Here is a 23,742-nt window from a genome sequence, read left to right as displayed (position 1 = left end):
AGACATGAACACACACCCCCTGCGTGTCGGTATCGGTGGCCCGGTCGGCTCCGGCAAGACCGCCCTGACCCTGGCCCTGTGCCTCGCGCTGCGCGATCGCTACAACCTGGCGGTGGTCACCAACGACATCTACACCCGCGAAGACGCCGACTTCCTGGTGCGCAACCAGGCCCTGGCGCCGGAGCGCATCATCGGCGTGGAAACCGGCGGCTGCCCGCACACGGCGATTCGCGAGGACGCCTCGATCAATCTGGAAGCGGTGGACCAACTCAACCGCCGCTTTCCCGGCCTGGACCTGATCCTGGTGGAGTCCGGCGGCGATAATCTGTCGGCCACCTTCAGCCCGGAGCTGTCGGACCTGACCATCTATGTGATCGATGTGTCCGCCGGCGACAAGCTGCCGCGCAAGGGCGGGCCTGGTATTTGCAAATCCGACCTGCTGGTGATCAACAAGATCGACCTGGCGCCGCTGGTGGGCGCGTCGCTGGAGCTGATGAACAGCGACACCCAGCGCATGCGCAACGGCAAACCCTTTGTGTTCAGCAACCAGAAAACCGGGGTAGGCCTGGAAGAAATCGTCGCCTTCATCGAACGCCAAGGCCTGCTGACCGCCGCCTGATCAACCCATAAGGAACCTGTTTATGAACCTCAATAAATTCCTCGCAGCCGCCGCCCTGCTGCTCGCGCCCGCCCTGGCCTTCGCTCACCCTGGCCACGGCGACAACGGCCTGGTGGCCGGTATCAGCCACCCGCTGGGCGGCCTCGACCACCTGCTGGCCATGGTCGCGGTCGGCCTGTGGGCCGCGCAACAAAAGGGTGCCGCGCGCTGGGCCCTGCCGTGCACCTTTGTCGGCACCATGCTGATGGGCGGCGTGCTGGGTTTCGAAGGGCTGCAATTGCCCGCACTGGAAAGCGGGATCGCCGCCTCGGTGCTGGCCCTGGGCCTGGCGGTGGCACTGGCGGTGCGTCCGCCGTTGTTCATGGCCATGGGTGCGACGGCGTTGTTTGCGTTGTTCCATGGTGTGGCCCATGGCTTGGAGCTGCCGGACATGTCGAGCCCTTGGGCGTATGCCGCCGGCTTTGTCGGCGCGACCGCTGCACTGCACGCGGCCGGGTATGCGCTGGTGCGCTGGTTGCCGGCCGCAGCGGCACCGTTGGTGCGGATTGCCGGAGCGGCTTCGGCGGCGACTGGGGTGTGGCTGCTCGCCAGCTAAACGTCGCAAGCTGCAAGTAAAAGCCGAACCGCTCTTACTTGCAGCTTGCAGCTTGCAGCTCACAACTTAAAGCTGCCCCTCTGCTACCATGCGCGCCTACACCCCTGCCGTGACGACGCCAGCCGATGCCCATCGCTCCAAGCTCCGCCCCCCAGCCTTCGTTGAATGCCGTGCTCACGCACTTCCACACCCTGATCGTGCCGCTCTGGCAGGGCCCGGGCTGGAATGCCGAATTGGCGCTGCCCTATGAGGCGCTGGACGCCGATCACCGCCCACTGCCCCCGCAACGCTACCGCGCCATGGCCTGCGCGCGGCAGTTGTACCTGTTCGCCAGCCTGATCGGCGAGCCAGGGGCGGCCTTCGCTGAAGAGCGCGCGGCGGTGCTGTTCCGCTCCCTGCAACGGCATTTCCACGATGCCGAACACGGCGGCTGGTTCTACAGCGTCGACCCCGCCGGCCAGCCGCTGGACAAGCGAAAAGACCTCTACACCCACGCCTTCATCATCTTTGCCTGCGCCCATTACTGGGCCAAGGTGCGTGAACCGCTGGTGGAATCGGTGCTGAACGCCGCCCTCGAAGTCGTGGCCCAGCGCTTCGCCACCGAAGACGGCCTGTACGAGGCGGTGCTGGAACGCAACTGGTCGTCCCTCCAGTCCGGCCCGCTGCAAAACCCGTTGATGCACCTGGCCGAAGGTTTCCTCGCCACACTTGCGGTGCGCGAGGATGCCCCTGTGCAAGCGGCCCTGCTGGCCTTGGCGACGGCCATGCAGCAGCGGTTCATCGACCGCCGGCACGGCGTGATGATGGAAAAGCCGCTGGGCGCTGTGGATAACTGGTTTGAGCCGGGGCACCAGTTCGAGTGGTTCTTTTTGCTCGAATCGTCGCCCGTGCTGCGCGGCACCCCGCTGCATGCGTCACTGACGCGGGCGTTTGCCTACGCTGAGCACAAGGGTGTGGACGGCGCGACCGGAGCGGTTAGCGGCATGTTGGCGCTCGACGGCAGCGTGCGCGACGGCACCCAGCGTATCTGGGCCCAGGCCGAGTACCTGCGGGCACTGACCTTGCGCCCTGGCAGTGAGGCGGTGCTGCAGCGCCAACTGCTGGCGCTGCAACAGCATTTCCTGCATGAGAAAGGCTGGCATGAATGCCTGGATGCCAACGGCGCGGTGAGCCGACGGGATATGCCATCGACCACACCGTATCATTTGGCAACCTGCTACCAGGGGCTGATCCAGCATCTCGGGTGACCTGCTGGGCCTCATCGGGAGCAACGTGGTCTAGAGCCTTACTTGGCCCCCCGCTCAATCGCAAACCCAGCCCAGGTCTGGCTCACCGGCATCAGTTCCAGGCGGTTGATGTTGACGTGCGCCGGCGTGTTCAGCACCCAGAAGATGGTGTCGGCAATGTCCTGCGGCTGGATCGGCTCGGCACCGGCGTAGGTGGCGTCGTAGCGCGCCTGGTCACCGCCGAAGCGCACCAGGGAGAACTCGCTTTCGCACAGGCCCGGCTCGATGTTGGTCACACGCACGCCGGTGCCCTGCAGGTCACAGCGCAGGTTCAAGGAGAACTGCTTCACGAACGCCTTGGAACCGCCATACACATGGCTGCCCGGGTACGGGTAGCTGCCGGCGATGGAGCCCAGGTTGATGATCCCGGCGCCACGACCATGGGCGATCAGGCGCGGCAGCAGCAGGCTGGTGGTGGTCAGCAGGCCTTTGATGTTGGTATCGACCATGGTTTCCCAGTCGTCGAGGTCGCACTTGGGCGCCGGGTCAGTGCCCACGGCCAGGCCGGCGTTGTTGATCAGCCCGCGCAGGGTGGCGAACGATGGCGGCAGGTTGGCGATCGCGTCTTCCATGCCTTTGCGATCCCGTACATCCACCACCAGGCCGTGCACTTCGGTCTGCTTGGAAAGCTCCTCGACCAGCGCATTCAAACGCTCGGCACGACGACCGGTAAGCACCAGTTTCCAGCCGGCCTCGGCAAACCGACGGGCGCAGGCTTCGCCAAAACCTGAGGTGGCGCCAGTAATAAACAGCGTGTTGGACATGGTGTTCTCCTTGCGGGCATCGGGAAAAAAATCAGCCAGCAGAATGCCCTTACGCCGCAGTTGCGGCAACCGCCATGCACAGAACTTCATGCACGACTGGTCATTTTTTAATCATTCAGACCAAAGCCTTATGAACCGTGGCTTGCAGCCATATGCGCGCAGGTTATCCACAGCTGCGCCCACAGTCTCTGGGGGCAAGTGCAAAACGCTTCAGGCCGCTGTGTACAAGGCTTCCAGGCGATTTTAGAAAGTTTTTTGCTTGACCTGGACGAAGGCGTATGTAGGCCCAGGGGCAGCGGGACAAATCGAGCGATGGCTCCAGGCCAGTCATTCCGGCCTCTGCGGCCGTCTTTCCAGAGTTTAGTCACAGACTTATCCACAGGCGGGCGGGACATATTTCAGTCATATACCTGTGTCTTTAAACAGGTTGACAAACCCCTCGATCGGCCGCGAAAAAGCCACTGATCAAAAAACAACCACACAGCTGAAAGCCACGGTTTTAAAGGGGTTCAGCCAGCTACTCCCACGTTACCCACAGCCGGTTCCACAGTGAATGGGGACAAGTCAAAAGTGTGACAAAACAGGGATTTGCGGCGGCTATATGTCGCGCTTTGGAGGGGGGCTGGATTTGTTTTCCACAATTTGGGATCGGCCTTGCAGGCGACACAAAACAAATGTGAGAGGGGGCTTGCCCCCGATGGCGGTGTGTCAGTTTCAGGTGTGCTGACTGATACAACGCCATCGGGGCAAGCCCCCTCCCACAGGGGTACTGCGTCGTTATTTAGATCAGTGGCCACCGAGGTAAGCGTTGCGCACTTCCTCGTTCACCAGCAGCTCCTTGCCGGTGCCTGTGAGGCGAATCTCACCGTTGACCATCACGTACGCCCGATCCGACAAACGCAGTGCATGGTTGGCGTTCTGCTCCACCAGGAAGATGGTCATCCCGGTGGAGGCCAGCTCGCGCAGGGTGGAAAAGATCTGCTTCACCACAATCGGCGCCAGGCCCAGGCTCGGTTCGTCCAGCAGCAACAGCTTGGGTCGGCTCATCAGCGCGCGGGCGATGGCGAGCATTTGCTGCTCGCCACCGGACATGGTCATGGCGCGCTGGTTACGTCGCTCCTTGAGCCGTGGGAACAGCTCGAACATGCGTTGCATATCTTCCTGGGCGAACTTGTCGCCAATGGGGATGGTGCCCATCAGCAGGTTTTCCTCGACGGTCATGTCGGGGAACACCCGCCGCCCTTCCGGCGACTGTGCAATGCCGTTGGAGGCAATGTAGTGGGACGACTTGTGGGTAATGTCGACGCCGTTGTAGAGGATCTGCCCCGACTCGGCCCGTGGCTGGCCGAAGATCGACATCAGCAGCGTGGATTTACCCGCGCCGTTGGAGCCGATCAAGCTGACGGTTTCGCCTTCGTTGATGTGCAGCGAGACTTTTTTCAGGGCCTGGATCGGGCCGTAGAACACGTCCAGGTCCTTCATTTCGAGGATAGGTGCACTCATACCAGCTCCTCTTCGTCAGCGCCCAGGTAGGCGGCAATCACTTTCGGGTCGTTGCGGATCGCTTCCGGCCCGCCTTCGGCAATCACGTTGCCGTGGTCCAGCACCACAATGTGGTCGGAAATACTCATCACCATGCCCATGTCGTGTTCGATCAGCACCACCGTCAGGTCGTGTTCGTCGCGCAACAGGCGAATCATCGCGCTGAGGGCTTCGGTTTCCTGGGGGTTGAGGCCCGCTGCCGGTTCGTCCAGGCAGATGATCTGCGGCCGGGTGCACATGGCGCGGGCGATTTCCAGGCGGCGCTGTTGGCCGTAGGAAAGCTCACCGGCCAGGCGGTTGGCGCAGTCCACCAGGTCCACCACTTCGAGCCAGTAGAACGCATGGTCGAGGGCATCGCTTTCGGCCTTGCGGTAGCCCTTGGTGTTGAGGATGCCCGCCAGCATGTTGCGGTTGACCCACATGTGCTGGGCCACCAGCAGGTTTTCCAGCACCGACATTTCCTTGAACAGGCGAATGTTCTGGAAGGTCCGGGCCAGGCCGGCGCGGTTGACCAGGTGGGTGCCACCGAACATCTTGTAGTACACCCGGCTCAAGAAGCTTTTTGGCGACACAAAGTCGACCGCCTTGAAGCGCTCGCCGAGCAGCTGGATCACATTGGTCTGCTTGCCGCGGATGTTCAGTTCGATCTTGCCGCCGCTGGCTTTGTAGAAGCCGGTGAGGCAGTTGAACACGGTGGTCTTGCCGGCTCCATTGGGGCCGATCAGGGCGAAGATCGAGTTGCGTTCGACCTTGAGGCTCACATCGCTCAAGGCCTTGATGCCACCGAAGTGCATCATCAGGTGTTCCACGGAGAGGACGACTTCCTTGCTCATGGCGCTACCCCCTTGCGCGGTGTCACACCGGTGCGGCTGATCCGGATCAGGCCGCGCGGTCGCCAGATCATCATCACCACCATCAGCACGCCAAACAGCAGCACGCGGTATTCGCTGAAGCTGCGCAGCAGTTCAGGCGCGACGGTCAACACGAACGCGGCAATCACCACGCCGACCGTCGAGCCCATGCCGCCCAGTACCACGATGGCCAGGATCAGCGCCGACTCGAAGAAGGTGAACGACGACGGGTTGACGAAGCCTTGGTAGCTGGCGAAGAACACCCCGGCCAAACCGGCAGTGGACGCGCCAATGGTGAAGGCCGAGAGCTTGACCAGCACGTGGTTCAGGCCCATGGAGCGGCAGGCGATCTCATCTTCGCGCAAGGCTTCCCAGGCGCGGCCGACCGGCATGCGGGTCAGGCGGTGCTTGATGTACAGCACGGCCAGCACCACCAGGAACAGCACGATGTAGATGAACATGAACTTGATATTGGGGTTGTAGTCGATGCCGAAGAACTCGTGGAACGGAACCCCGCCCTCCTTGGCCTTGCGCCCGAACTCCAGGCCCAGGAAGGTCGGCGAAGGCACCGGCATACCGTTGGGGCCGCCGGTGAACGAGAGCCAGTTGTTGAGCACCAGGCGAATGATTTCACCGAAGCCCAGGGTCACGATGGCCAGGTAGTCACCGTGCATTCGCAGCACCGGAAAGCCGAGTATGCACCCCGCTAAAGCCGCTGCGATGGCTGCCAGCGGCAACACGCTCCAGAAGCCCAGGCCGAGGTATTGATAACCCAGCGCCAGGCCGTAGGCGCCGATGGCGTAGAACGCCACGTAACCCAGGTCGAGCAGCCCGGCCAGGCCGACCACGATGTTCAGGCCCAGGCCCAGCAACACGTAGATCAGCCCGAGGATCACCACGGTCAGCAGGTACTTGTTGGCGAAGATCGGGAACACGATGGCGATCACGATCAGCGCCGGGATGATCCAGCGCAGCCGCGACTTGTAGTCCGGTGGCAGTACATGCACGCCGGAGCCGCTGCTTTCGAAGCCCTGCAGAATCTTCAGGCCCTTGGGGGTTTGCAGGAACAGGCTGAGGGCAAAGCGCCCGGCCATCACGATGGCGACCAGGGTAGCCACACGGGCCGGTTCCAGGTTGAAGCTGTAGCCGTCGAGGACCACGCCGACGATCGGACCGAACACGATCAACGAAATCAGCCCGGCAAGGACCGTATCGACCACACTTTTCTTGATATCGATGGGTTTGGCAGCAGACATGTTTATACCTTAGCCACGAGTGGGCGACCAAGCAGGCCCTGGGGACGGAAAATCAGAATCACCACCAGCAGGGAGAAACTGAACACGTCTTTGTAGTCGGAGTTGATCAACCCCGAGAACAACGACTCGGAAATACCCAGGATGATCCCGCCCAGCATCGCCCCAGGCAGGGAACCGATGCCGCCGAGTACCGCTGCGGTAAACGCCTTGATGCCGATGATGAAGCCGGCGTAGAAGTCGAACGTGCCGTAGTTGAGGGTGATCAGCACGCCGGCCAGGGCCGCCATGGCGGCACCGATGACAAACACGTAGGAGATCACGCGGTCGGTGTTGATCCCCAGGATCGAGGCCATCTTGCGGTCTTGCTGGGTGGCGCGGCACATGCGGCCGAGCTTGGTGTACTTGATGATGTAGGTGAGCAACGCCATGCCGGCAAACGCCGCCACGAGGATGAAGACCTTGGTGTACGTGAGTTGGACGAACCCACTGCCGATGTCGACGCGCCAGGCGCCGGCCAGCAGGGTTGGAATGCCTTGTTGTTTCGCACCCTGGGCGATCTGCGCGTAGTTCTGCAGGATCAGGGAGATGCCGATGGCGCTGATCAGCGGAGCCAGGCGGGTGGAGTTGCGCAGCGGTTTGTAGGCGACCCGTTCGATGACCCAACCGTACACGCCGGTGACGACCACGGTGAAGATCAGGGTGCCGAGAATGAGCAGCGGGAAGGATTCGATGCCGAAGTAAGCCAGCAGTGCCAGACTGATCGCCGCGAGGTAAGCGGAAATCATATAAACCTCGCCGTGGGCGAAGTTGATCATGCCAATGATGCCATAGACCATTGTGTAGCCGATGGCGATCAGGCCATAGACCGACCCGAGGGTCAGGCCGTTGACCAGTTGCTGCAGGAAAATACCATCCATAACGCAATCTCACGCGGTGAGCACCTGCACACCAGTCGGTGTGCGGCGCTTCTGGAGGAAAAGACAGATCTCAATAACAACGCTGTCCCAATGTGGGAGGGGGCTTGCCCCCGATGCGGTGGGTCAGCTGAACAACTGTTGACTGACCCACCGCTTCGGGGACAAGCCCCCTCCCACATGGATTACTTCTGCTTTTCCAGCTGGTGGTATTTGCCGTCTTTATCCCACTGGTAAACCACGTAGTCGGAGACTTTCAGGTCGCCCTTCGCGTCCCAGGTCTTCTCGCCCATCACGGTTTTGACCGGGTGCGCTTTCAGCCATTTGGCCGCGTCTTCGCCCTTGTTGGACTTGGCGCCGTTGAAGCCGGCGGCCAGGGCCTGCAGCGAGGCGTAGGCGTACAGGGTGTAGCCCTCAGGCTCGTAGCCGGCCTTGCGGAACTCTTCCACCACGGCCTTGCTGTCCGGCAGCAGGCGCGGGTCGGCGCCAAAGGTCATGTACACGCCATCGACGTATTGTGCGCCGCCAGCGGTGGCCACCAGTTCATCGGTCACTACGCCGTCATCGGACATGAACTTGACGTCCTTCAGGCCCGCTTCACGAATCTGGCGAACCAATGGACCGGCTTCCGGGTGCAGGCCACCGAAGTACACGACGTCGGCGCCCAGGGAGCGGATTTTGGTGACCAGCGCACTGAAGTCCTTCTCGCCACGGGTCAGGCCTTCTTCCAGCACCGGCTTGACGCCGCGCTTGGTCAACTGGGCAGCGGTGGCGTCGGCCAGGCCTTTGCCGTAGGTGTCCTTGTCGTTGATGACGGCGACTTTCTTGCCCTTGAGCACGTCGACGATGTAGTCGCCGGCGACGATGCCTTGCTGGTCGTCACGCCCGCACATACGGAACATGGCGCCCAGGCCGCGCTCGGTCACTTGTGGGTTGGTAGAGCCTGGGGTGATCGCGATGATGCCCGCTTCGTCGTAGACCTCGGAGGCCGGAATGGTGTTCGACGAGCAGAAGTGCCCGACTACGCCAATCACTTTGTCCTGGTCAGCCAGGCGGTTGGCCACGGCAACGGCCTGTTTCGGCTCACAGGCATCGTCGCCTGCCACCAGCACGACTTTCTCGCCATTGATGCCACCGGCCTTGTTGATCACCTCGGCTGCCGCCTGGGCACCCTTCATGTACTGCTCACCGAACGAGGCGTTGGCGCCGGTCATCGGCCCCGCAACGCCAATCTTCACATCAGCTTGAACAAACGTAGAAACACCCAGCGCCGCTGCAACGGCGAGGGCCAGAAAACCTTTCTTGTAAAACGTCTGGGACATGAGTGGTGCTCCGATATTTTTGATTTTTGGCACGACAACTTGCGTTCAAACTTTTCACTGAAAGCCCAGAGCAAGCCTCGTGCCATTACGTTTTTATTCTTCAAAAAGACACGGTGTCATTGTTATTGCAGGCGTTTCGGCTCCGCTCGCCAGGACGTGCAACCCTCTAGCATCGATAGGTGCAACCCATGGGCCGAAAAAGTACAACCCTGACGGGTCGCACCTGCAACCAAAGCAATAAACGACAGTTCCTACAGCTGTAACAGCCTGCGTAACGGAACTGCACATTTACAGTGCGCAACTGCTACGACCTGCACCAATACAGATTAGTAGCCGGCTAAGAAAATGCAGGCTTCTGAGCGGTATTTCGCTGATCAGATCACGATCCTCAGGCATTGCCCGGCGTGATACAGCGAGAATCCGGCTTCATACAGGCAACTGCGCAGCCCAACCCCGGCCAGCGGTTGCATGGGTGCAAACGGAATCGGCAAGGCTTGGGGATTCTGGTGACATAGATAGTCGGCGAACGCCTTGCCGACCACGCTGCCGGTGGTCACGCCGCGCCCGTTATAGCCGGTTACCGCCACCAGGCCGGGAGCTGGCTCGAACAGGCGCATCAGGTGATCGGGGGTGAAGGCGATGCAGCCGGTCCAGGTGAATTCCCATTGCACCGATTTGAGGTACGGGAAGTAATGTTGCTGCACCCGATCAGCCCACGCCTTGAGGAACCAGGCCGGTTTCTGGTTACCGTTGCCCAGGCTGCCGAGCAACAGGCGGCCATCGGCATCGCGGCGGATGCTGCTCAGTACCTGGCGCGTGTCCCATGACCCTTGGCCGCCGGGCAGAATCTGCTCGGCGGCGGCGTCGGTCAGCGGCGCGGAGGCGACCTGGTAGTAGTAGCCGGGGAAAAAATTGCGTCGCAGCTCGGTCCACTCACCTTCGGTGTAGGCGTTGGAGGCGATGACCACTTGTGCAGCCTGCACCGAACCGCTGGCGGTCTGAACGGACCAACTCGCACCTTGGCGCTCCAACCGGGCGACCGGAGAATGGTCGAACAACTGCCCGCCAAGCCCCACGGCGGCATTCGCCAGGCCACTGGTGTAGGCCATCGGGTTCAAGGTGCCAGCACGCCGATCCAGCAAGGCGGCGGCGATTTTTTTCGTGCCGGTGGCGTGCTCGCAGGCCTGGCCGGTGAGCAATTCCACCGGCGCGCCACGGCGCTTCCATTGCTCCTCACGACTGCGCAAATCCGCCTCGCCACGGGCGTTATGCGCCATGTGCAAGGTGCCCTCGCGGCGCAATTGGCAATCGATGTTGTATTTGTCGATCAGGCTGAACACCAGCGACGGTGCCGCGCCGAGCATGCGGTTGAGCTGGCTGCCCACCGCTTCGCCGAAACCGGCTTCGATCTCGTCCGGAGGGATCCACAGGCCGGCATTCACCAACCCGACGTTGCGCCCCGAACCACCGTGGCCGGTGCGATGAGCCTCCAGCACGGCGACGCTTTTACCCTGCTCCAGCAAGTGAATGGCGGCCGACAAACCGGTGATGCCGGCGCCGATCACGCACACATCCACCTTGACCTCGCCCTTGAGCGCGGCACGATCCGGCCGGCCAGGGGTGAGGTGTTCCCACAAACATGCTTCGCGTAGTGCCATTGCCAGACTCCGGTGAGACCCAACAAGCGTTTTTCTTGTTCAGCACCATCACTGTAGGAGCGAGCTTGCTCGCGAAAAACGCGAGAGCGGCGCGGGCATTCAGGATGCCCGCGTGATCGTTGACGATCTTCGCGAGCAAGCTCGCTCCTACAGAATCAGTCGAAGGTGATGCCCTGGGCCAGCGGCAACTCCAGCGAATAGTTCACGGTGTTGGTCTGGCGGCGCATGTACCCGCGCCATGCATCCGAACCTGACTCGCGACCGCCACCGGTCTCTTTCTCACCGCCAAACGCGCCGCCAATCTCCGCGCCGCTCGGGCCGATGTTGACGTTGGCGATCCCGCAGTCGCTGCCCACTGCCGACATGAATTGCTCGGCCTCGCGCACGTCAGTGGTGAAGATGCACGACGACAGGCCTTGGGGCACGGCGTTGTTGAGGCGCAGGGCTTCGGCGAAGTCCTTGTAGCCGACGACATACAAAATCGGCGCGAAGGTTTCGGTGCACACCACATCGCTCTGCTCAGGCATTTCGACAATGGCCGGCGACACGTAGTAGGCGTTGGGGAACTTGTCTTCCAACTGGCGCTTGCCGCCGAACACCTTGCCGCCTTCACTCAAGGCCTGCTCCAGGGCGTCCTGCATAGCGTCGAAGCCATGCTTGTCGATCAGCGGGCCAATCAGGTTGCCCTCCAGCGGGTGGCCGATGCGCACTTTGGAATAGGCGGCCTTGAGGCGGGTGACGATTTCTTCCTTGACCGACTCGTGGGTGATCAGGCGGCGCAGGGTGGTGCAGCGCTGGCCGGCGGTGCCGACGGCGCTGAACAGGATGGCGCGCACGGCCATGTCCAGGTCGGCGCTCGGGCCGAGGATCATGGCGTTGTTGCCGCCCAGCTCGAGGATGCTGCGGGCAAACCGCGCGGCAACTTTCGGCGCCACTTCGCGGCCCATGCGGGTGCTGCCGGTGGCGCTGATCAGGGCCACGCGTGGGTCATCCACCAGCGCAGCGCCGGCATCGCGGCCGCCGATGATGACCTGGCTCAGGTATTGCGGCGCGTCCTTGAAATTCTTCAGCACACGCTCGAACAGCGCCTGGCACGCCAGGGCGGTGAGCGGGGTCTTTTCCGACGGTTTCCAGATCACTGCGTTACCGCACACCAGCGCCAGTGTGGTGTTCCACGCCCACACGGCTACCGGGAAGTTGAAGGCGCTGATCACCCCGACCACGCCCAGCGGGTGCCAGGTTTCACGCATATGGTGGCCTGGGCGCTCGGAGGCGATGGTCAAGCCGTACAACTGGCGGGACAGGCCCACGGCGAAGTCGCAGATGTCGATCATTTCCTGCACTTCACCCAGGCCTTCCTGGGTGATCTTGCCGGCCTCCCAGGACACCAGCTCGCCCAGATCGGCCTTGTATTCGCGCAGTACATCGCCGAACTGGCGCACCAACTCGCCGCGACGGGGGGCCGGCACGTTGCGCCAGGCCTCGAATGCATGCTCGGCGCGACTGACCTGTTGCTCCACCTCGGCGGCACCTTCCCAGTGCACACTGCCGATACGGCTGCCATCAATGGGCGAATGCACGGGTTGTTTACCCGCCTGGTACAGCGCCGGGTTTACCCCGAGACGATCAAGCAATGCGGCAACCATGGGTCACTCCTTTAATCTTCGAACAAAAAATCGCACCGCGGCACGCACGGCGATCCAGGCCTTATTTGTAGCTGGCCCAAGACTTGCCAACAAACGACGATTAGGCGAGATATCATTCCGTTTATTCATGCAAAGAATAAAAAGAGGCATGCCGTGCTGAACAAAAGACATTTGCCCTCGATCACCGCCCTGCAGTGTTTCGAGGCCGCCACCCGCCACCTGAGCTTCACCCGCGCCGCCGAGGAGCTGAACCTCACGCAAAGCGCAGTGAGCAAACAGGTCGCGCAGTTGGAAGAATTGCTCCAGCACCTGCTGTTTCGCCGCGTGCGTCGCCGCTTGCAGATGACTCCGGCAGGCGACCTGTACCTGGTGGAAGTGCGCAAGATCCTCACGCAGGTGGAGATGTCCACCCACTACCTGCGCTCCTATGGCGGCGAGACCGAAGTGTTGCGCGTGTCCACCCCCTACACCTTCGGCGCGCGCTGGCTGGTGCCGCGCCTCAAGGGCTGGCGCCTGCGCCACCCGCAGATCCACTTGGACCTGTGCAACGAACAGGAGCCGGACGAACTGCTGCAAGGCAAGGCCGACATGGCCTTCTACTTCGGCCAGGGCTCGCGCCCCGGCACCGAGAGCCTGAAACTGTTCAGCGAAGAGCTGGTACCGGTGTGCGCCCCGGAAAGCCTGCCGGCGCAGCCCTTCACCGATCCCACGCAACTGAGCGACCTGGTGCTGCTGCAAAACGCCTCGCGCCCCCAGGGCTGGCATGACTGGTTTGCCGATCAGGGGTATCACACCGAGCACAGCTACCACGGGCCGCGTTTCGACACCTTTTATATGTGCATTCGTGCGGCGCAGGTCGGTTGCGGCGTGGCGTTGTTGCCGCGCTTTCTGGTGGAAGAAGAACTGGCCGACGGCAAGCTGGTGATCCCCTGGCAGCATGCAATGCCCAGCCAGGACGCTTATTACCTGGCCTTCCCGGAACACGCGGCGGAGGTGCCCAAGGTGCGGGAGTTTGTGAAGTGGATGATGGAGCAGGTTGTTTAATGCCTGGAATATCGCCATCGGCGGCAAGTGGCCTTGGCAAAAAAAATCACTGGCAAACCTACCCGCGTCTATGCGCCACTAGCCCCCTTCCTTAATTGTGCGTAAAGGTCGGCGCCCATCGCCCGACCTGTCTGGAGATTCCCGTTATGAGCGAGAGTGTGTTTGCCGATCGCATCGTGCAGAACTTGCTCGACACCGACTTCTACAAGCTGACCATGATGCAGGCGGTGCTGCACAACTACCCCAACGTGGAAGTTGAATGGGAGTTTCGTTGCCGCAACAGCGAAGACCTGCGCCCGTACCTGGCGGAGATCCGCTACCAGATCGAGCGCCTCGCCGAGCTGAGCTTGAGCCCCGACCAATTGGGGTTCCTGGAACGCATCAGCTTTATGAAGCCGGATTTTTTGCGTTTTCTCGGGCTGTTTCGCTTCAACCTGCGCTATGTGCAGACCGGCATCGAGAACGGCGAGTTGTTTATCCGCCTGCGCGGGCCGTGGCTGCATGTGATTCTGTTTGAAGTGCCGATGCTGGCGATCGTCAGCGAAGTGCGTAACCGCTACCGCTACCAGACGGTGATCCTCGAACAGGCCCGCGAGCAGCTGTACCGCAAGTTCGACTGGCTGACGGCCAACGCCAGCAGCGACGAGCTGGCCGAATTGCAAGTGGCCGACTTCGGCACGCGCCGACGCTTCTCATACCGCGTGCAGGAAGAGGTGGTCAGCGTGCTCAAGCATGACTTCCCCGGGCGTTTTGTCGGCACCAGCAACGTACACCTGGCCCGCGAGTTCGATATGAAGCCGTTGGGCACCATGGCCCATGAATGGATCATGGCCCACCAGCAACTCGGCCCGCGCCTGATCGACAGCCAGATCGCCGCCCTCGACTGTTGGGTCCGCGAATACCGGGGCCTGCTGGGTATCGCCCTGACCGATTGCATCACCACCGACGCCTTCCTTGGCGACTTCGACTTGTACTTCGCCAAGCTGTTCGATGGCCTGCGCCATGACTCCGGCGACCCGGTGCAGTGGGCCGAAAAAGCCATTGCCCACTACCACAAGCTGGGCATCGAGCCGATGAGCAAGACCCTGGTGTTCTCCGACAGCCTGTCGTTGCCCAAGGCCCTGGAGATATTCCGCGCGTTGCGTGGTCGCATTAATGTGAGCTTCGGCATCGGCACCAACCTGACCTGCGATATTCCAGGGGTGGAACCGATGAGCATCGTGCTTAAAATGACCGCCTGCAATGGCCAGCCCGTCGCGAAGATCTCCGATGAAGCGGGCAAGACCCACTGCACCGACCCGAATTTTGTCGCCTATTTGCGTCATGTTTTCAAAGTACCTGCCATCTCTAGCAAGGAGTGAATCATGCAAGCCGTACAGCGTGAGATTGCTGAACAGCTCAAGGTCCAAGCGCCGTTCAAGGACCAGACCGCCCTCGAGGCCGAAGTTGCCCGGCGCGTAGCGTTTATCCAGGACTGCCTGCGCAATTCCGGGCTCAAGACACTGGTGCTGGGCATCAGCGGCGGCGTCGACTCCCTGACTGCCGGCCTCTTGGCCCAACGCGCGATGCAGGAACTGCGCTCCCGCACCGGTGACGAGGCCTACCGCTTTATCGCCGTGCGCCTGCCCTACGAAACCCAGTTCGATGAAATCGATGCCCAGGCCTCGGTGGACTTTATCGACCCGGACGAGCGCCACACCGTGAACATCGGCCCGGCGGTGAAAGCCCTGGCCAATGAAGTGGCGGCGTTTGAAGGCAAGGCGGCGGTGTCCCGCGACTTCGTGCTCGGCAATACCAAGGCGCGCATGCGCATGGTGGCGCAGTACACCATCGCCGGCGCGGCCAGCGGCCTGGTGATCGGTACCGACCATGCGGCGGAAGCGGTGATGGGCTTTTTCACCAAGTTCGGCGATGGCGCCTGCGACCTGGCGCCGTTGAGCGGCCTGGTGAAAAACCAGGTACGCGCGATTGCACGGTTCTTTGGTGCGCCGGAGTCGTTGGTGGAGAAGGTGCCGACGGCCGACCTTGAAGACCTGTCGCCAGGTAAGCCGGATGAAGCGTCACATGGCGTGACCTATGCCGAGATCGATGCGTTCCTGCACGGTGAGCCGGTGCGTGAGGAAGCGTTCCGGATTATTTGCGAGACGTACCGCAAGACCGAGCACAAGCGGGTGATGCCGTTTGCGCCTTGAGGTGAGCCAGATAGTGGTGTGTTGATTGGCAGGCAGTCATCGGGGGCAAGCCCCCGATGAACGATAACGCGGTCTTACTTCAGGACCACAGTGCCTTTCATCATCGAGATGTGGCCCGGGAACGAGCAGAAGAACGCGTAATCCGTACCGGCCGCCAGTTTCGAGACATCGAAGGTCACCGAATCTTTCTCGCCGGCACCAATGATCTTGGTGTGGGCGATGATGCGATCGTCACCCTCTTTCAGGTAGTTCTTGTCGATGCCAGCAGCCATGCCATCAGTGGCAACCGGCTGCATGTTGGCGGCGCTGGTCAGCACCCAGTTATGACCCATGACGTTTTTCGGCAGGCTGCCGGAGTGAGTCAGCTCGACAGTGAACGTCTTGCAGCTCTTGTCGATCGTGATTTCCTTGGTGTTGAAGGACATCTGGTCAGTGGAGTCGACGGTGACCTTGCACTCTGCAGCAAGCAACTGGCCGCTGGCCAGAGTCAGCAGGGAAACAGCAACGAGTTTGGCAAACATGTGAATCTCCAAGGCAGGGTTTAAACAACGCGTAATGCGACAAGGGTGCCTGAGGCAGGCAAAAATTCTTATGACCTGAATCAACAGATTGTATACAACTTTAGGCTATCAGACTTATCGACACAATCAACCAGCCAAAGTGCCGCAGGCTGTCTATGATCGGCCCATCACCCACTGGAGCCCGAGCCATGCACCTCAACCAACTGTTCAATGGCCTCCTGGCCGCGTACGCCTGCGGTAAGTGAAGGCCAAGCGCCCCTTGAAGCTGCTACCATGTCGTCCCAAGGCAGCTGCGCGCCGCCACCCTCACCTTCGACCCTAGAGGATCGCCCATGGCCAAACCTAATTACTCCTTCGCCAAACGTCAGAGAGACTTGGCCAAGGAACAGAAGAAAGAGGAAAAACTGCAACGCAAGAAAGCCGCTGTCGATGAAGAAGCGGGCGCACTGAACCCGGACGCGGAAGGTGAAGTGGCAGCAGACGAGACTGAAACCCCGAAAGACCCGGCTGAATAATTATTTACTGTAGGAGCGAGCTTGCTCGCGAAGAACGTCAACGATAACGCGGGAAGCCAAGATCAACGCGGCGCCCTCAGGTTCTTCGCGAGCAAGCTCGCTCCTACATCAGCGGCATCACCGTCACCCGCACCTCCGGGTCATGGGTCCCTCCCCCCAGAATCACCCCACGCAACGGCGACACATCGGAGAAATCCCGGCCCCAGGCCAGGGTGATGTGCTCCAGCGCCGGCTGCACATTGTTCGTCGGATCGAAATCCACCCAGCCCGATACCGGGCAATACACCGAGACCCACGCGTGGGAGGCATCGGCGCCGATCAGCCGTGGCTGGCCGGGCGGTGGCTGGGTGAGCAGGTAGCCGCTGATATAACGCGCCGCCAGGCCGCGCGAGCGCAGGCAGGCGAGCATCAGGTGGGCGAAGTCCTGGCACACGCCGCGTCGGCGCTCCAGCACCTCCACCAGCGGCGTGGCGACCTGGGTAGCTTCGGCATCGAAGGTGAATTCGCTGAAGATCTTTTCCATCAAGGCCTGCACCCCCAATAGCAAGGGCGCACCAGGAGGGAAGCAGCTCTCGGAGAACTCGACGAAGGTCTTCTTCAGGTGTACGTAGGGCGATTCGAAGCGATAACGGCAGGCTTCGATCAACTCGGGCGACAGTGGCTGGCTGCTGTAGGTCAGGCTGTCGCGGGTCTGGTCCCAGGCGGGCGAGTGCTGGAAATCCAGCACCGGCCGCGCCAGCACTTCCACAGTCAGCCCAGCGTTCACCAGTAATTCATCATGGGGCCGCTCGAACGCCAGGCGGGTGATCGGGTTGCCGAACACGTCCAGCTCATCCCGGCGTGACGACGGCTGCGGGCTGATATCCAATTGCTGGTCGCTGCAACGCTGCCAGGCGCACGGCCTCGGCCATAAATGCGCGAGCTGCTGGGCCAGGGACACCGGGCTGTCGTAGTGGTAATGGGTATCGTGGAAAATCTGGTAGCGCGCACTCATCACACCGACACCGTTTGCTGACTGACATCATCCACATGGGCAAAGTGGCGCAAAGCCAGACGATCCGACACTTGCCCACTCTCATCGGCGACCGCCTGCAGCAGGTCGGCCAGGCCTTCCAGTGCGGCACGCACGCTGGATTCGCCAAACAACGGGTTCTCCAGGCACGCCAGGTCGAAACGCGCCAGGCGCTCCACCAACGGCGCCAACCCGGTCTCCCGTGGCACACCGAAATCATCATTAAGACGGCGCAGGGTACGGCTCACCAGTTTCAGCTGGAACAGCACCGCGTGGGGGTTCTGTTCATCCAGCAACAACAAATCCAGGACCGGAATCAGCTGCGGCACCGCCAGGTAGCGCGAGCGGTAGGTGATGCTGCTGTTGCCGAGTTCCAGCAACCACTCCAGGCCCGCTTGATCGAACACCGCCACGCCGCGCAGGAATGCCGCCAGGCTGCTGCTGAGAAATTGCAGGCGCTCGATGCGCCGGCCCATCATCAGGAAGCGCCAGCCTTCGTCGCGGGTCATGTCGTCGAGGGCAAACCCGGACAGCGCCGCCAGGGACATTACCAGGCGGTTGAGAAAGTCCAGCAACTCACCAAAATCCGGGCTTTCGCTCTCCAGCTCCAGGGCTTCGCGCTGCAACTCCACCAGGGCCTGCCAGTTCTCACGGGACAACTTGCCGCGCACCTGGGACGCCGCCCACTGCAAGCGTTGCAGGTTGGCGCGCAGGCTCGACGGCCAATCATCGCCGAGCAAGGCCGCCTGCAAACGCTCGGGCAGCTCGCCCTCCTCCGGCAGCAGGCGCAGGTTTTCACCCAACTCGACCGCCGCCTGCAAGGCCAAGGGGTCGTCGCCGTCGACATAGCGCGCCAGCACGATGCGCAGCCAGCGTGCGCTGTCGTCGCAGCGCTCGCAGTAACGGCCGAACCAGAACAGGTTTTCCACCACGCGGGACGGCAGATAAGGGTCGCGGCGCACCAGGTCGTGTGCACCAATCGCGCGCTGGGCGCGCCAATGCTCGCCACTGCTGGCGCGTTCGCCCAGCACCCAGGTGTCCTTGCTGGCGCCGCCGCGTTGCATCGACACCACTTCGGCATCGGCGTCCGCCGCCACACGGGTCAGGCCGCCGGGCAGTACGCGGTAGCCCTCCGCGCTGGCCACGGCATACACGCGCATGCCGATGGCGCGGTGTTGCAGGTGATCCTCCACGGTGTGCCACACCGGTGCCTGGGACAGTTGTGCCAGCTCCTGGGCGACGTAGGCGTAAGGCCGCGCGCGCATGCGTTCGGCCAAGGCCTGGCGTTGCTCGTCATTCAAGTCGCGACCGAATACCGGGGCAAAACTTTGCGACGGAAACGCCGGTTTGATCAGCAGTTCCGGCAGTTTCTCCAAGGCCTCGGCGAGCACCGGCGCCTCACCGCACCACCAGGTGGCGATGGAGGGCAAGAGCAATTCTTCGCCGAACAGGAACTGGTTGATCCTGGGCAGAAAGCCGAGCAAACCGGGGGACTCCAGCACGCCGCTGCCCAGGGCATTGGCCACCAGTACATTGCCCTGGCGCGCGGCGTCGAGCAGGCCGGGTACGCCGAGGGCGGAGTCGGTGCGCAGCTCCAGCGGGTCGCAGAAGTCATCGTCGAGGCGACGCATGATCGCGTGCACCCGGCGCAGGCCACTGAGGGTTTTCAGGAACACCGTGCTGTCGCGCACCGTGAGGTCGCCGCCTTCCACCAGCGGGTAGCCGAGCTGACGCGCGAGGTACAGGTGTTCAAAATAGCTTTCGTTGAAACGCCCAGGGGTGAGCAACACGATCAGCGGTGGCTGGTCATCGCTCGGCGCCTGGCGGGCCAGGGTTTCCTGGAGCGTGCGGAAGAAACCGGTGAGGTGCTGCACCTGCAGATCACGGTACAGGTCCGGAAAGGCGCGGGACACGATGGTGCGGTTTTCCAACGCATAACCGGCGCCCGAAGGCGCTTGCGTACGGTCGGCGGTGACCCACCAGCGGCCATCCGGGGTACGCGCCAGGTCCACGGCATACAGGTGCAGAAACGCACCGTCAGGCGGTTGGATGCCCTGGCACGGCCAGAGGAAATTGTTATGCCCGAACACCAGTTCGGCCGGCAGCAGGCCTTCCTTGATCAAGCGTTGCGGCCCGTAGAGGTCCGCCAGTACGGCGTTGAGCAGACGCGCACGCTGGGCGATACCGGCTGACAGCTGCTGCCATTCATCGGCCGCCAGCACATGGGGCAGCAGGTCCAGTTCCCAAGGGCGATCGGCGCCCTTGGGGTCGGCGTAGACGTTATAGGTGACGCCGTTTTCCTGGATCTGCCTTGTCAGCAGCGCCTGGCGCTGGGCCAGTTGCGCGGGTGTGCTGCGTTGCAGGTGATCGAGCAAGCGCTGCCAATGGGCGCGTACTGCGCCACTGTCGTCCAGCAGTTCGTGATAAGTACCCGCGGTCAGCGGGTATTGGTCGAGCAAGTCGGGCATGGAACGCTCGGCAGAGGCAAAGGGGCTCAGTTTAATTCAAATTCACTGCAATCTAATGTGGGAGGGCGCTTGCTCCCTCCCACATTGTGATCGCTTTTAGTCATTTTTATTGGGGTGACGCCGCAGATCCAGGGTCATCGGCAATTCGTCATTGATCACAACACTCGGCACGGTGAGCTTTCCTGGTGTATGGCCGAGACGGAAAAACCGCGCCATGCGCCGGCTCTCCGCCTCATTGGCGTTTACCGGCAGGCTGTCGTAGTTACGCCCGCCCGGATGCGCAACATGGTACTGGCAGCCGCCCAGGGAGCGCTGCATCCAGGTGTCCAGCAGGTCGAACACCAGCGGCGCATGCACCGGGATGGTCGGTTGCAGGCAATTGGCCGGTTGCCAGGCGCGGTAACGCACGCCGGCGACGAACTCGCCAATGCGCCCGGTCGGTTGCATCGGCACCGGGATGCCATTGCAGGTCAGCAGGTAGCGTTGCGGCGGCAGCCCACTCACCTTCACCTGCAAGCGCTCCAGGGACGAATCCACATAGCGCACCGTGCCGCCCACCGCGCCCTCTTCGCCCAGTACATGCCAAGGCTCCAGGGCCTGGCGCAGTTCCAGTTCGATCCCGCTGACGGCGTAATCGCCCACCTTGGGGAAGCGGAACTCCAGGTGCGCGGCGAACCATTCGGCGCGTAACGGGTAACCGGCGGCGTTCAACTCGACGATCACGTCGGCAAAATCCTGCTCGATAAAGTGCGGCAACAGGAAGCGGTCATGCAATTCGGTGCCCCAACGCGCCAGTTTCGGCGGCGCATAGGGTTCACGCCAGAAGCGCGCCACCAAGGCCCGCAGCAGCAATTGCTGGGTCAGGCTCATGCGTGCGTGGGGCGGCATTTCAAAGGCCCGCAACTCGAGAAGGCCCAGGCGGCCCGTGGCACCGTCGGGCGAGTAGAGTTTGTCGATACAGAATTCGGCGCGGTGGGTATTGCCCGTTACGTCGATCAACAGGTTGCGCAGCAGGCGATCCACCAACCAGGGCGGGCATTCTTCACCCGGCTGCGGCATTTGCGCAAAGGCGATTTCCAGCTCATACAGCGCGTCGTTGCGGGCTTCGTCGACCCGCGGTGCCTGGGAGGTCGGGCCGATAAACAGGCCGGAAAACAGGTACGACAGCGAGGGGTGGTTATGCCAATAGCTGATCAGGCTGCGCAGCAGATCGGGCCGGCGCAGGAACGGCGAATCCTTGGGCGTCGCGCCCCCCAGCACAAAGTGGTTACCGCCGCCGGTGCCGGTATGGCGGCCGTCGATCATGAACTTCTCGGTGGTCAGCCGGGTCTGCCGCGCCTCCTCGTAGAGGAATTCGGTGCGTTCCACCAACTCGTCCCAGGTCGCGGACGGCTGCACGTTGACCTCGATCACACCCGGATCCGGCGTGACGCGGAAGTTGCTCAGGCGCATATCGAACGGTGGTTCGTAGCCTTCCAGCAGCACCGGGCAATGCAATTCCTCGGCGGTGGCTTCGATGGCGGCCACCAGTTCCAGGTAATCCTCGACGCGTTCCAGGGGCGGCATAAACAAGTACAGGCGCCCTTCCCGCGCTTCGGCACACAGGGCGGTGCGGGTCAGCCAGTCGGCGGACTCGTCGACCTCGGGCACTCGCTCGTCGCTCGGCGCGGGTTCGCCATGGCTTTGCAGTTGCGCACTGGTCGGCAGTTCCGGCTGATCCTGGTTAGGGTCGGTGGGGTGCACGAACGGATACTCCGCCGCCGTCACCCACGGCTGCGAGGCCAACGGCAGGCGATAGCCCAGCGGCGAATCCCCCGGCACCAGACGGCAATGGTTATCGCGCAGGTACCAGCGCCCGCTCTGCCAGCGGTCATTGGCCGCCGTACGCGCCAGCGGCAGTACCTGGCCGATGACTTTATCCAGACCCTGGCTGAACACCTTGCGCAAGCGTTCGCGCTCCAGTTCGTCGCTCAAGCGCGGGTCCTGGGCCGTGACGTTTTGCGGCAACGCACCTTCGCGCCACAGGTAGTAGAAGTTGTCTTCGAAGGCCGGGAATACAAAGCGCGCCGGCAACTTCAGGCGCTCGGCGACGCTGGCCAGGAAGCGCCCGGCCATTACGCCATCGGCGCCGTAGTCCTGTTGTTCATCGGCGATCAGCGCGCTGTTGTGCCAGATGGGCACGCCGTCACGGCGCCAGTAGCAGTTAAGCGACCAGCGCGGCAATTGCTCGCCGGGGTACCACTTGCCCTGGCCGAAGTGCACCAGGCCCTTGGGCGCGTAATGCTTGCGCATGCGCTGGAACAGTTCGGCGGACAAGCGCCGCTTATCCGGCCCGAGGGCTGCGGTGTTCCACTCGGCGCCGTCGGGGTCGTCGATGGAGACGAAGGTCGGCTCGCCGCCCATGGTCAGGCGTACATCATCCTTGAGCAGGTCGCCATCGATCTGCCGGCCCAGGGCCTGGATCGCCAGCCATTGCTCTTCGGTGTAGGGCTTGGTGACCCGTGGCGCTTCCCAGATGCGCTCCACCGACATCTCGTGGGTAAATTCGCACTCGCAGGGTTCCACCAGCCCACTGATCGGCGCGGCGGACGATGGATCGGGACTACAGGCCAACGGGATGTGCCCTTCACCGGCGAACAACCCGGAGGTGGCATCCAGGCCGATCCAGCCGGCACCGGGCAAATACACTTCGCACCAGGCGTGCAGGTCGGTGAAGTCGACTTCGGTGCCGGAGGGGCCGTCGAGGGCTTTGACGTCGGCGGTCAGCTGGATCAGATAACCGGACACAAACCGCGCCGCCAACCCGAGGTTGCGCAGCAATTGCACCAGCAGCCAGGCCGAATCACGGCAGGAGCCGGAAGCGTTTTCCAGGGTGAATTCCGGGGTTTGCACCCCCGGTTCCATGCGGATCAGGTAGCCGATGTCGGCGGCCAGGCGCTGGTTGAGGCCCACCAGGAAGTCCACGGCCGGCAACGGCGTGCGGTCGATACCCGCCAGGTAGGCGGCAAACCTCGGCGTCAGCGGCAGGGTTTCCAAGTACGGCGCCAGCTCGCGCTGTTCATCGGCGGCGTAGCTGAAGGGGATTTTTTCGGCGTAGGGCTCAAGGAAAAAATCGAACGGGTTGAACACCGCCATCTCGGCGACCAGGTCAACCTCGATGCGCAATTCATCGGTCTTTTCCGGGAACACCAGACGCGCCAGGTAATTGCCCTGGGGGTCCTGCTGCCAATTGATGAAGTGCTGCTCGGGCAGCACTTTGAGTGCATAGGACAAAATCCGCGTGCGGCTATGGGCCGCCGGGCGCAGACGCACGATCTGTGGGCCAAGTTCGACCGCGCGGTCGTAGCGGTAATGCGTAACATGGTGCAACGCGACATGAATCGACACGGCGGCCTCCTGCGAGCCAGGGCATGGACACAAAGCGCGCAAGACTTATGCCAGAGCGGCGGTCATTGCGCTTTATCGTAAGACCCGGTGCAGTACAGCACCAAAACGGCGCCGACGGTGGTGTCGTGGTGCAGGCGCCGCACATATTTG

The 23,742-nt window shown here is 62.4% G+C and carries 19 protein-coding genes; 7 read left to right on the top strand and 12 right to left on the bottom strand.

Annotated features, from left to right (window positions below):
* The first annotated feature begins 4 nt into the window (after positions 1-4).
* The 3 genes from ureG (at position 5) to F6S08_RS03540 (ending at position 2,461) form a co-directional block, all read left to right on the top strand.
* On the top strand, positions 5-619 hold the full coding sequence (gene ureG, locus F6S08_RS03550) for an urease accessory protein UreG (RefSeq protein WP_315871286.1): 615 nt from the start codon (positions 5-7) through the stop codon (positions 617-619).
* A gap of 22 nt (positions 620-641) precedes the next feature.
* Positions 642-1,214, top strand: coding sequence for a HupE/UreJ family protein (locus F6S08_RS03545; RefSeq protein ID WP_065947136.1), 573 nt, complete (start codon positions 642-644; stop codon positions 1,212-1,214).
* Between the two features lie 125 nt (positions 1,215-1,339).
* Complete coding sequence (locus F6S08_RS03540) at positions 1,340-2,461, top strand: AGE family epimerase/isomerase (protein WP_065925607.1); 1,122 nt, start codon at positions 1,340-1,342, stop codon at positions 2,459-2,461.
* A gap of 38 nt (positions 2,462-2,499) precedes the next feature.
* Here F6S08_RS03540 and F6S08_RS03535 read toward each other — a convergent pair whose 3' ends face one another.
* The 8 genes from F6S08_RS03535 to F6S08_RS03500 all read right to left on the bottom strand — a co-directional run bounded on the left by F6S08_RS03535 (position 2,500) and on the right by F6S08_RS03500 (position 12,453).
* Positions 2,500-3,264, bottom strand: coding sequence for an SDR family oxidoreductase (locus F6S08_RS03535; protein ID WP_053134501.1), 765 nt, complete (start codon positions 3,262-3,264; stop codon positions 2,500-2,502).
* A 786-nt stretch (positions 3,265-4,050) separates the two neighbouring features.
* Positions 4,051-4,767, bottom strand: a complete 717-nt coding sequence (locus F6S08_RS03530; protein WP_024073112.1) for an ABC transporter ATP-binding protein — start codon at positions 4,765-4,767, stop codon at positions 4,051-4,053.
* Positions 4,764-5,639, bottom strand: a complete 876-nt coding sequence (locus tag F6S08_RS03525) for an ABC transporter ATP-binding protein (RefSeq protein WP_027607703.1) — start codon at positions 5,637-5,639, stop codon at positions 4,764-4,766. The genes F6S08_RS03530 and F6S08_RS03525 overlap by 4 nt, the downstream gene beginning before the upstream one ends.
* Positions 5,636-6,913 (bottom strand): high-affinity branched-chain amino acid ABC transporter permease LivM, encoded by a 1,278-nt coding sequence (gene livM / locus F6S08_RS03520; RefSeq protein WP_027607702.1) that lies wholly within the window; start codon positions 6,911-6,913, stop codon positions 5,636-5,638. The genes F6S08_RS03525 and livM overlap by 4 nt, the downstream gene beginning before the upstream one ends.
* Before the next feature lie 2 nt (positions 6,914-6,915).
* The gene (locus F6S08_RS03515) at positions 6,916-7,830 is read right to left on the bottom strand and encodes an ABC transporter permease subunit (RefSeq protein WP_003236186.1); all 915 of its coding nucleotides are present in this window, start codon (positions 7,828-7,830) and stop codon (positions 6,916-6,918) included.
* Between the two features lie 182 nt (positions 7,831-8,012).
* On the bottom strand, positions 8,013-9,149 hold the full coding sequence (locus F6S08_RS03510) for a branched-chain amino acid ABC transporter substrate-binding protein (protein ID WP_027607701.1): 1,137 nt from the start codon (positions 9,147-9,149) through the stop codon (positions 8,013-8,015).
* A 374-nt stretch (positions 9,150-9,523) separates the two neighbouring features.
* Complete coding sequence (locus F6S08_RS03505) at positions 9,524-10,807, bottom strand: NAD(P)/FAD-dependent oxidoreductase (protein ID WP_065925609.1); 1,284 nt, start codon at positions 10,805-10,807, stop codon at positions 9,524-9,526.
* 155 nt (positions 10,808-10,962) lie between these two features.
* Entirely contained in the window at positions 10,963-12,453 is a 1,491-nt protein-coding gene (locus F6S08_RS03500; protein ID WP_074848605.1) for an aldehyde dehydrogenase family protein, read from the bottom strand.
* Positions 12,454-12,606: 153 nt separating this feature from the next.
* Between F6S08_RS03500 and F6S08_RS03495 the strand changes: the two genes are divergently transcribed.
* The 3 genes from F6S08_RS03495 to nadE all read left to right on the top strand — a co-directional run bounded on the left by F6S08_RS03495 (position 12,607) and on the right by nadE (position 15,689).
* Positions 12,607-13,497 carry a LysR family transcriptional regulator gene (locus F6S08_RS03495; protein WP_065925611.1) on the top strand — a complete coding sequence of 297 codons (891 nt, stop codon included), beginning with the start codon at positions 12,607-12,609 and terminating at the stop codon, positions 13,495-13,497.
* A 146-nt stretch (positions 13,498-13,643) separates the two neighbouring features.
* On the top strand, positions 13,644-14,858 hold the full coding sequence (gene pncB / locus F6S08_RS03490) for a nicotinate phosphoribosyltransferase (protein WP_065947132.1): 1,215 nt from the start codon (positions 13,644-13,646) through the stop codon (positions 14,856-14,858).
* A gap of 3 nt (positions 14,859-14,861) precedes the next feature.
* A complete protein-coding gene (gene nadE, locus F6S08_RS03485; RefSeq protein WP_065947131.1) occupies positions 14,862-15,689 on the top strand; it encodes an ammonia-dependent NAD(+) synthetase in 828 nt (275 codons plus the stop codon).
* A 74-nt stretch (positions 15,690-15,763) separates the two neighbouring features.
* Here the strand turns inward: nadE and azu are convergent, their stop codons facing one another.
* Positions 15,764-16,210, bottom strand: coding sequence for an azurin (gene azu, locus F6S08_RS03480; RefSeq protein ID WP_027607696.1), 447 nt, complete (start codon positions 16,208-16,210; stop codon positions 15,764-15,766).
* 332 nt (positions 16,211-16,542) lie between these two features.
* Here azu and F6S08_RS03475 point away from each other — a divergent pair, with 332 nt between their 5' ends.
* Positions 16,543-16,725, top strand: coding sequence for a hypothetical protein (locus F6S08_RS03475; RefSeq protein WP_032890516.1), 183 nt, complete (start codon positions 16,543-16,545; stop codon positions 16,723-16,725).
* 103 nt (positions 16,726-16,828) lie between these two features.
* Here F6S08_RS03475 and F6S08_RS03470 read toward each other — a convergent pair whose 3' ends face one another.
* The 3 genes from F6S08_RS03470 to F6S08_RS03460 all read right to left on the bottom strand — a co-directional run bounded on the left by F6S08_RS03470 (position 16,829) and on the right by F6S08_RS03460 (position 23,592).
* Positions 16,829-17,719 carry a transglutaminase N-terminal domain-containing protein gene (locus tag F6S08_RS03470; RefSeq protein ID WP_065925613.1) on the bottom strand — a complete coding sequence of 297 codons (891 nt, stop codon included), beginning with the start codon at positions 17,717-17,719 and terminating at the stop codon, positions 16,829-16,831.
* Positions 17,719-20,205, bottom strand: a complete 2,487-nt coding sequence (locus F6S08_RS03465) for a circularly permuted type 2 ATP-grasp protein (protein WP_065925614.1) — start codon at positions 20,203-20,205, stop codon at positions 17,719-17,721. The genes F6S08_RS03470 and F6S08_RS03465 overlap by 1 nt, the downstream gene beginning before the upstream one ends.
* Positions 20,206-20,301: 96 nt before the next feature.
* Entirely contained in the window at positions 20,302-23,592 is a 3,291-nt protein-coding gene (locus tag F6S08_RS03460) for a transglutaminase family protein (RefSeq protein ID WP_315871285.1), read from the bottom strand.
* Positions 23,593-23,742 lie beyond the last annotated feature (150 nt).

This window comes from Pseudomonas sp. JV449, from assembly GCF_032424295.1.
In the GTDB taxonomy this organism is placed as follows: domain Bacteria; phylum Pseudomonadota; class Gammaproteobacteria; order Pseudomonadales; family Pseudomonadaceae; genus Aquipseudomonas; species Aquipseudomonas marginalis.
Note: the sequence above shows the minus strand (reverse complement) of the source record. Positions and strands in the feature narration are given on the sequence as shown.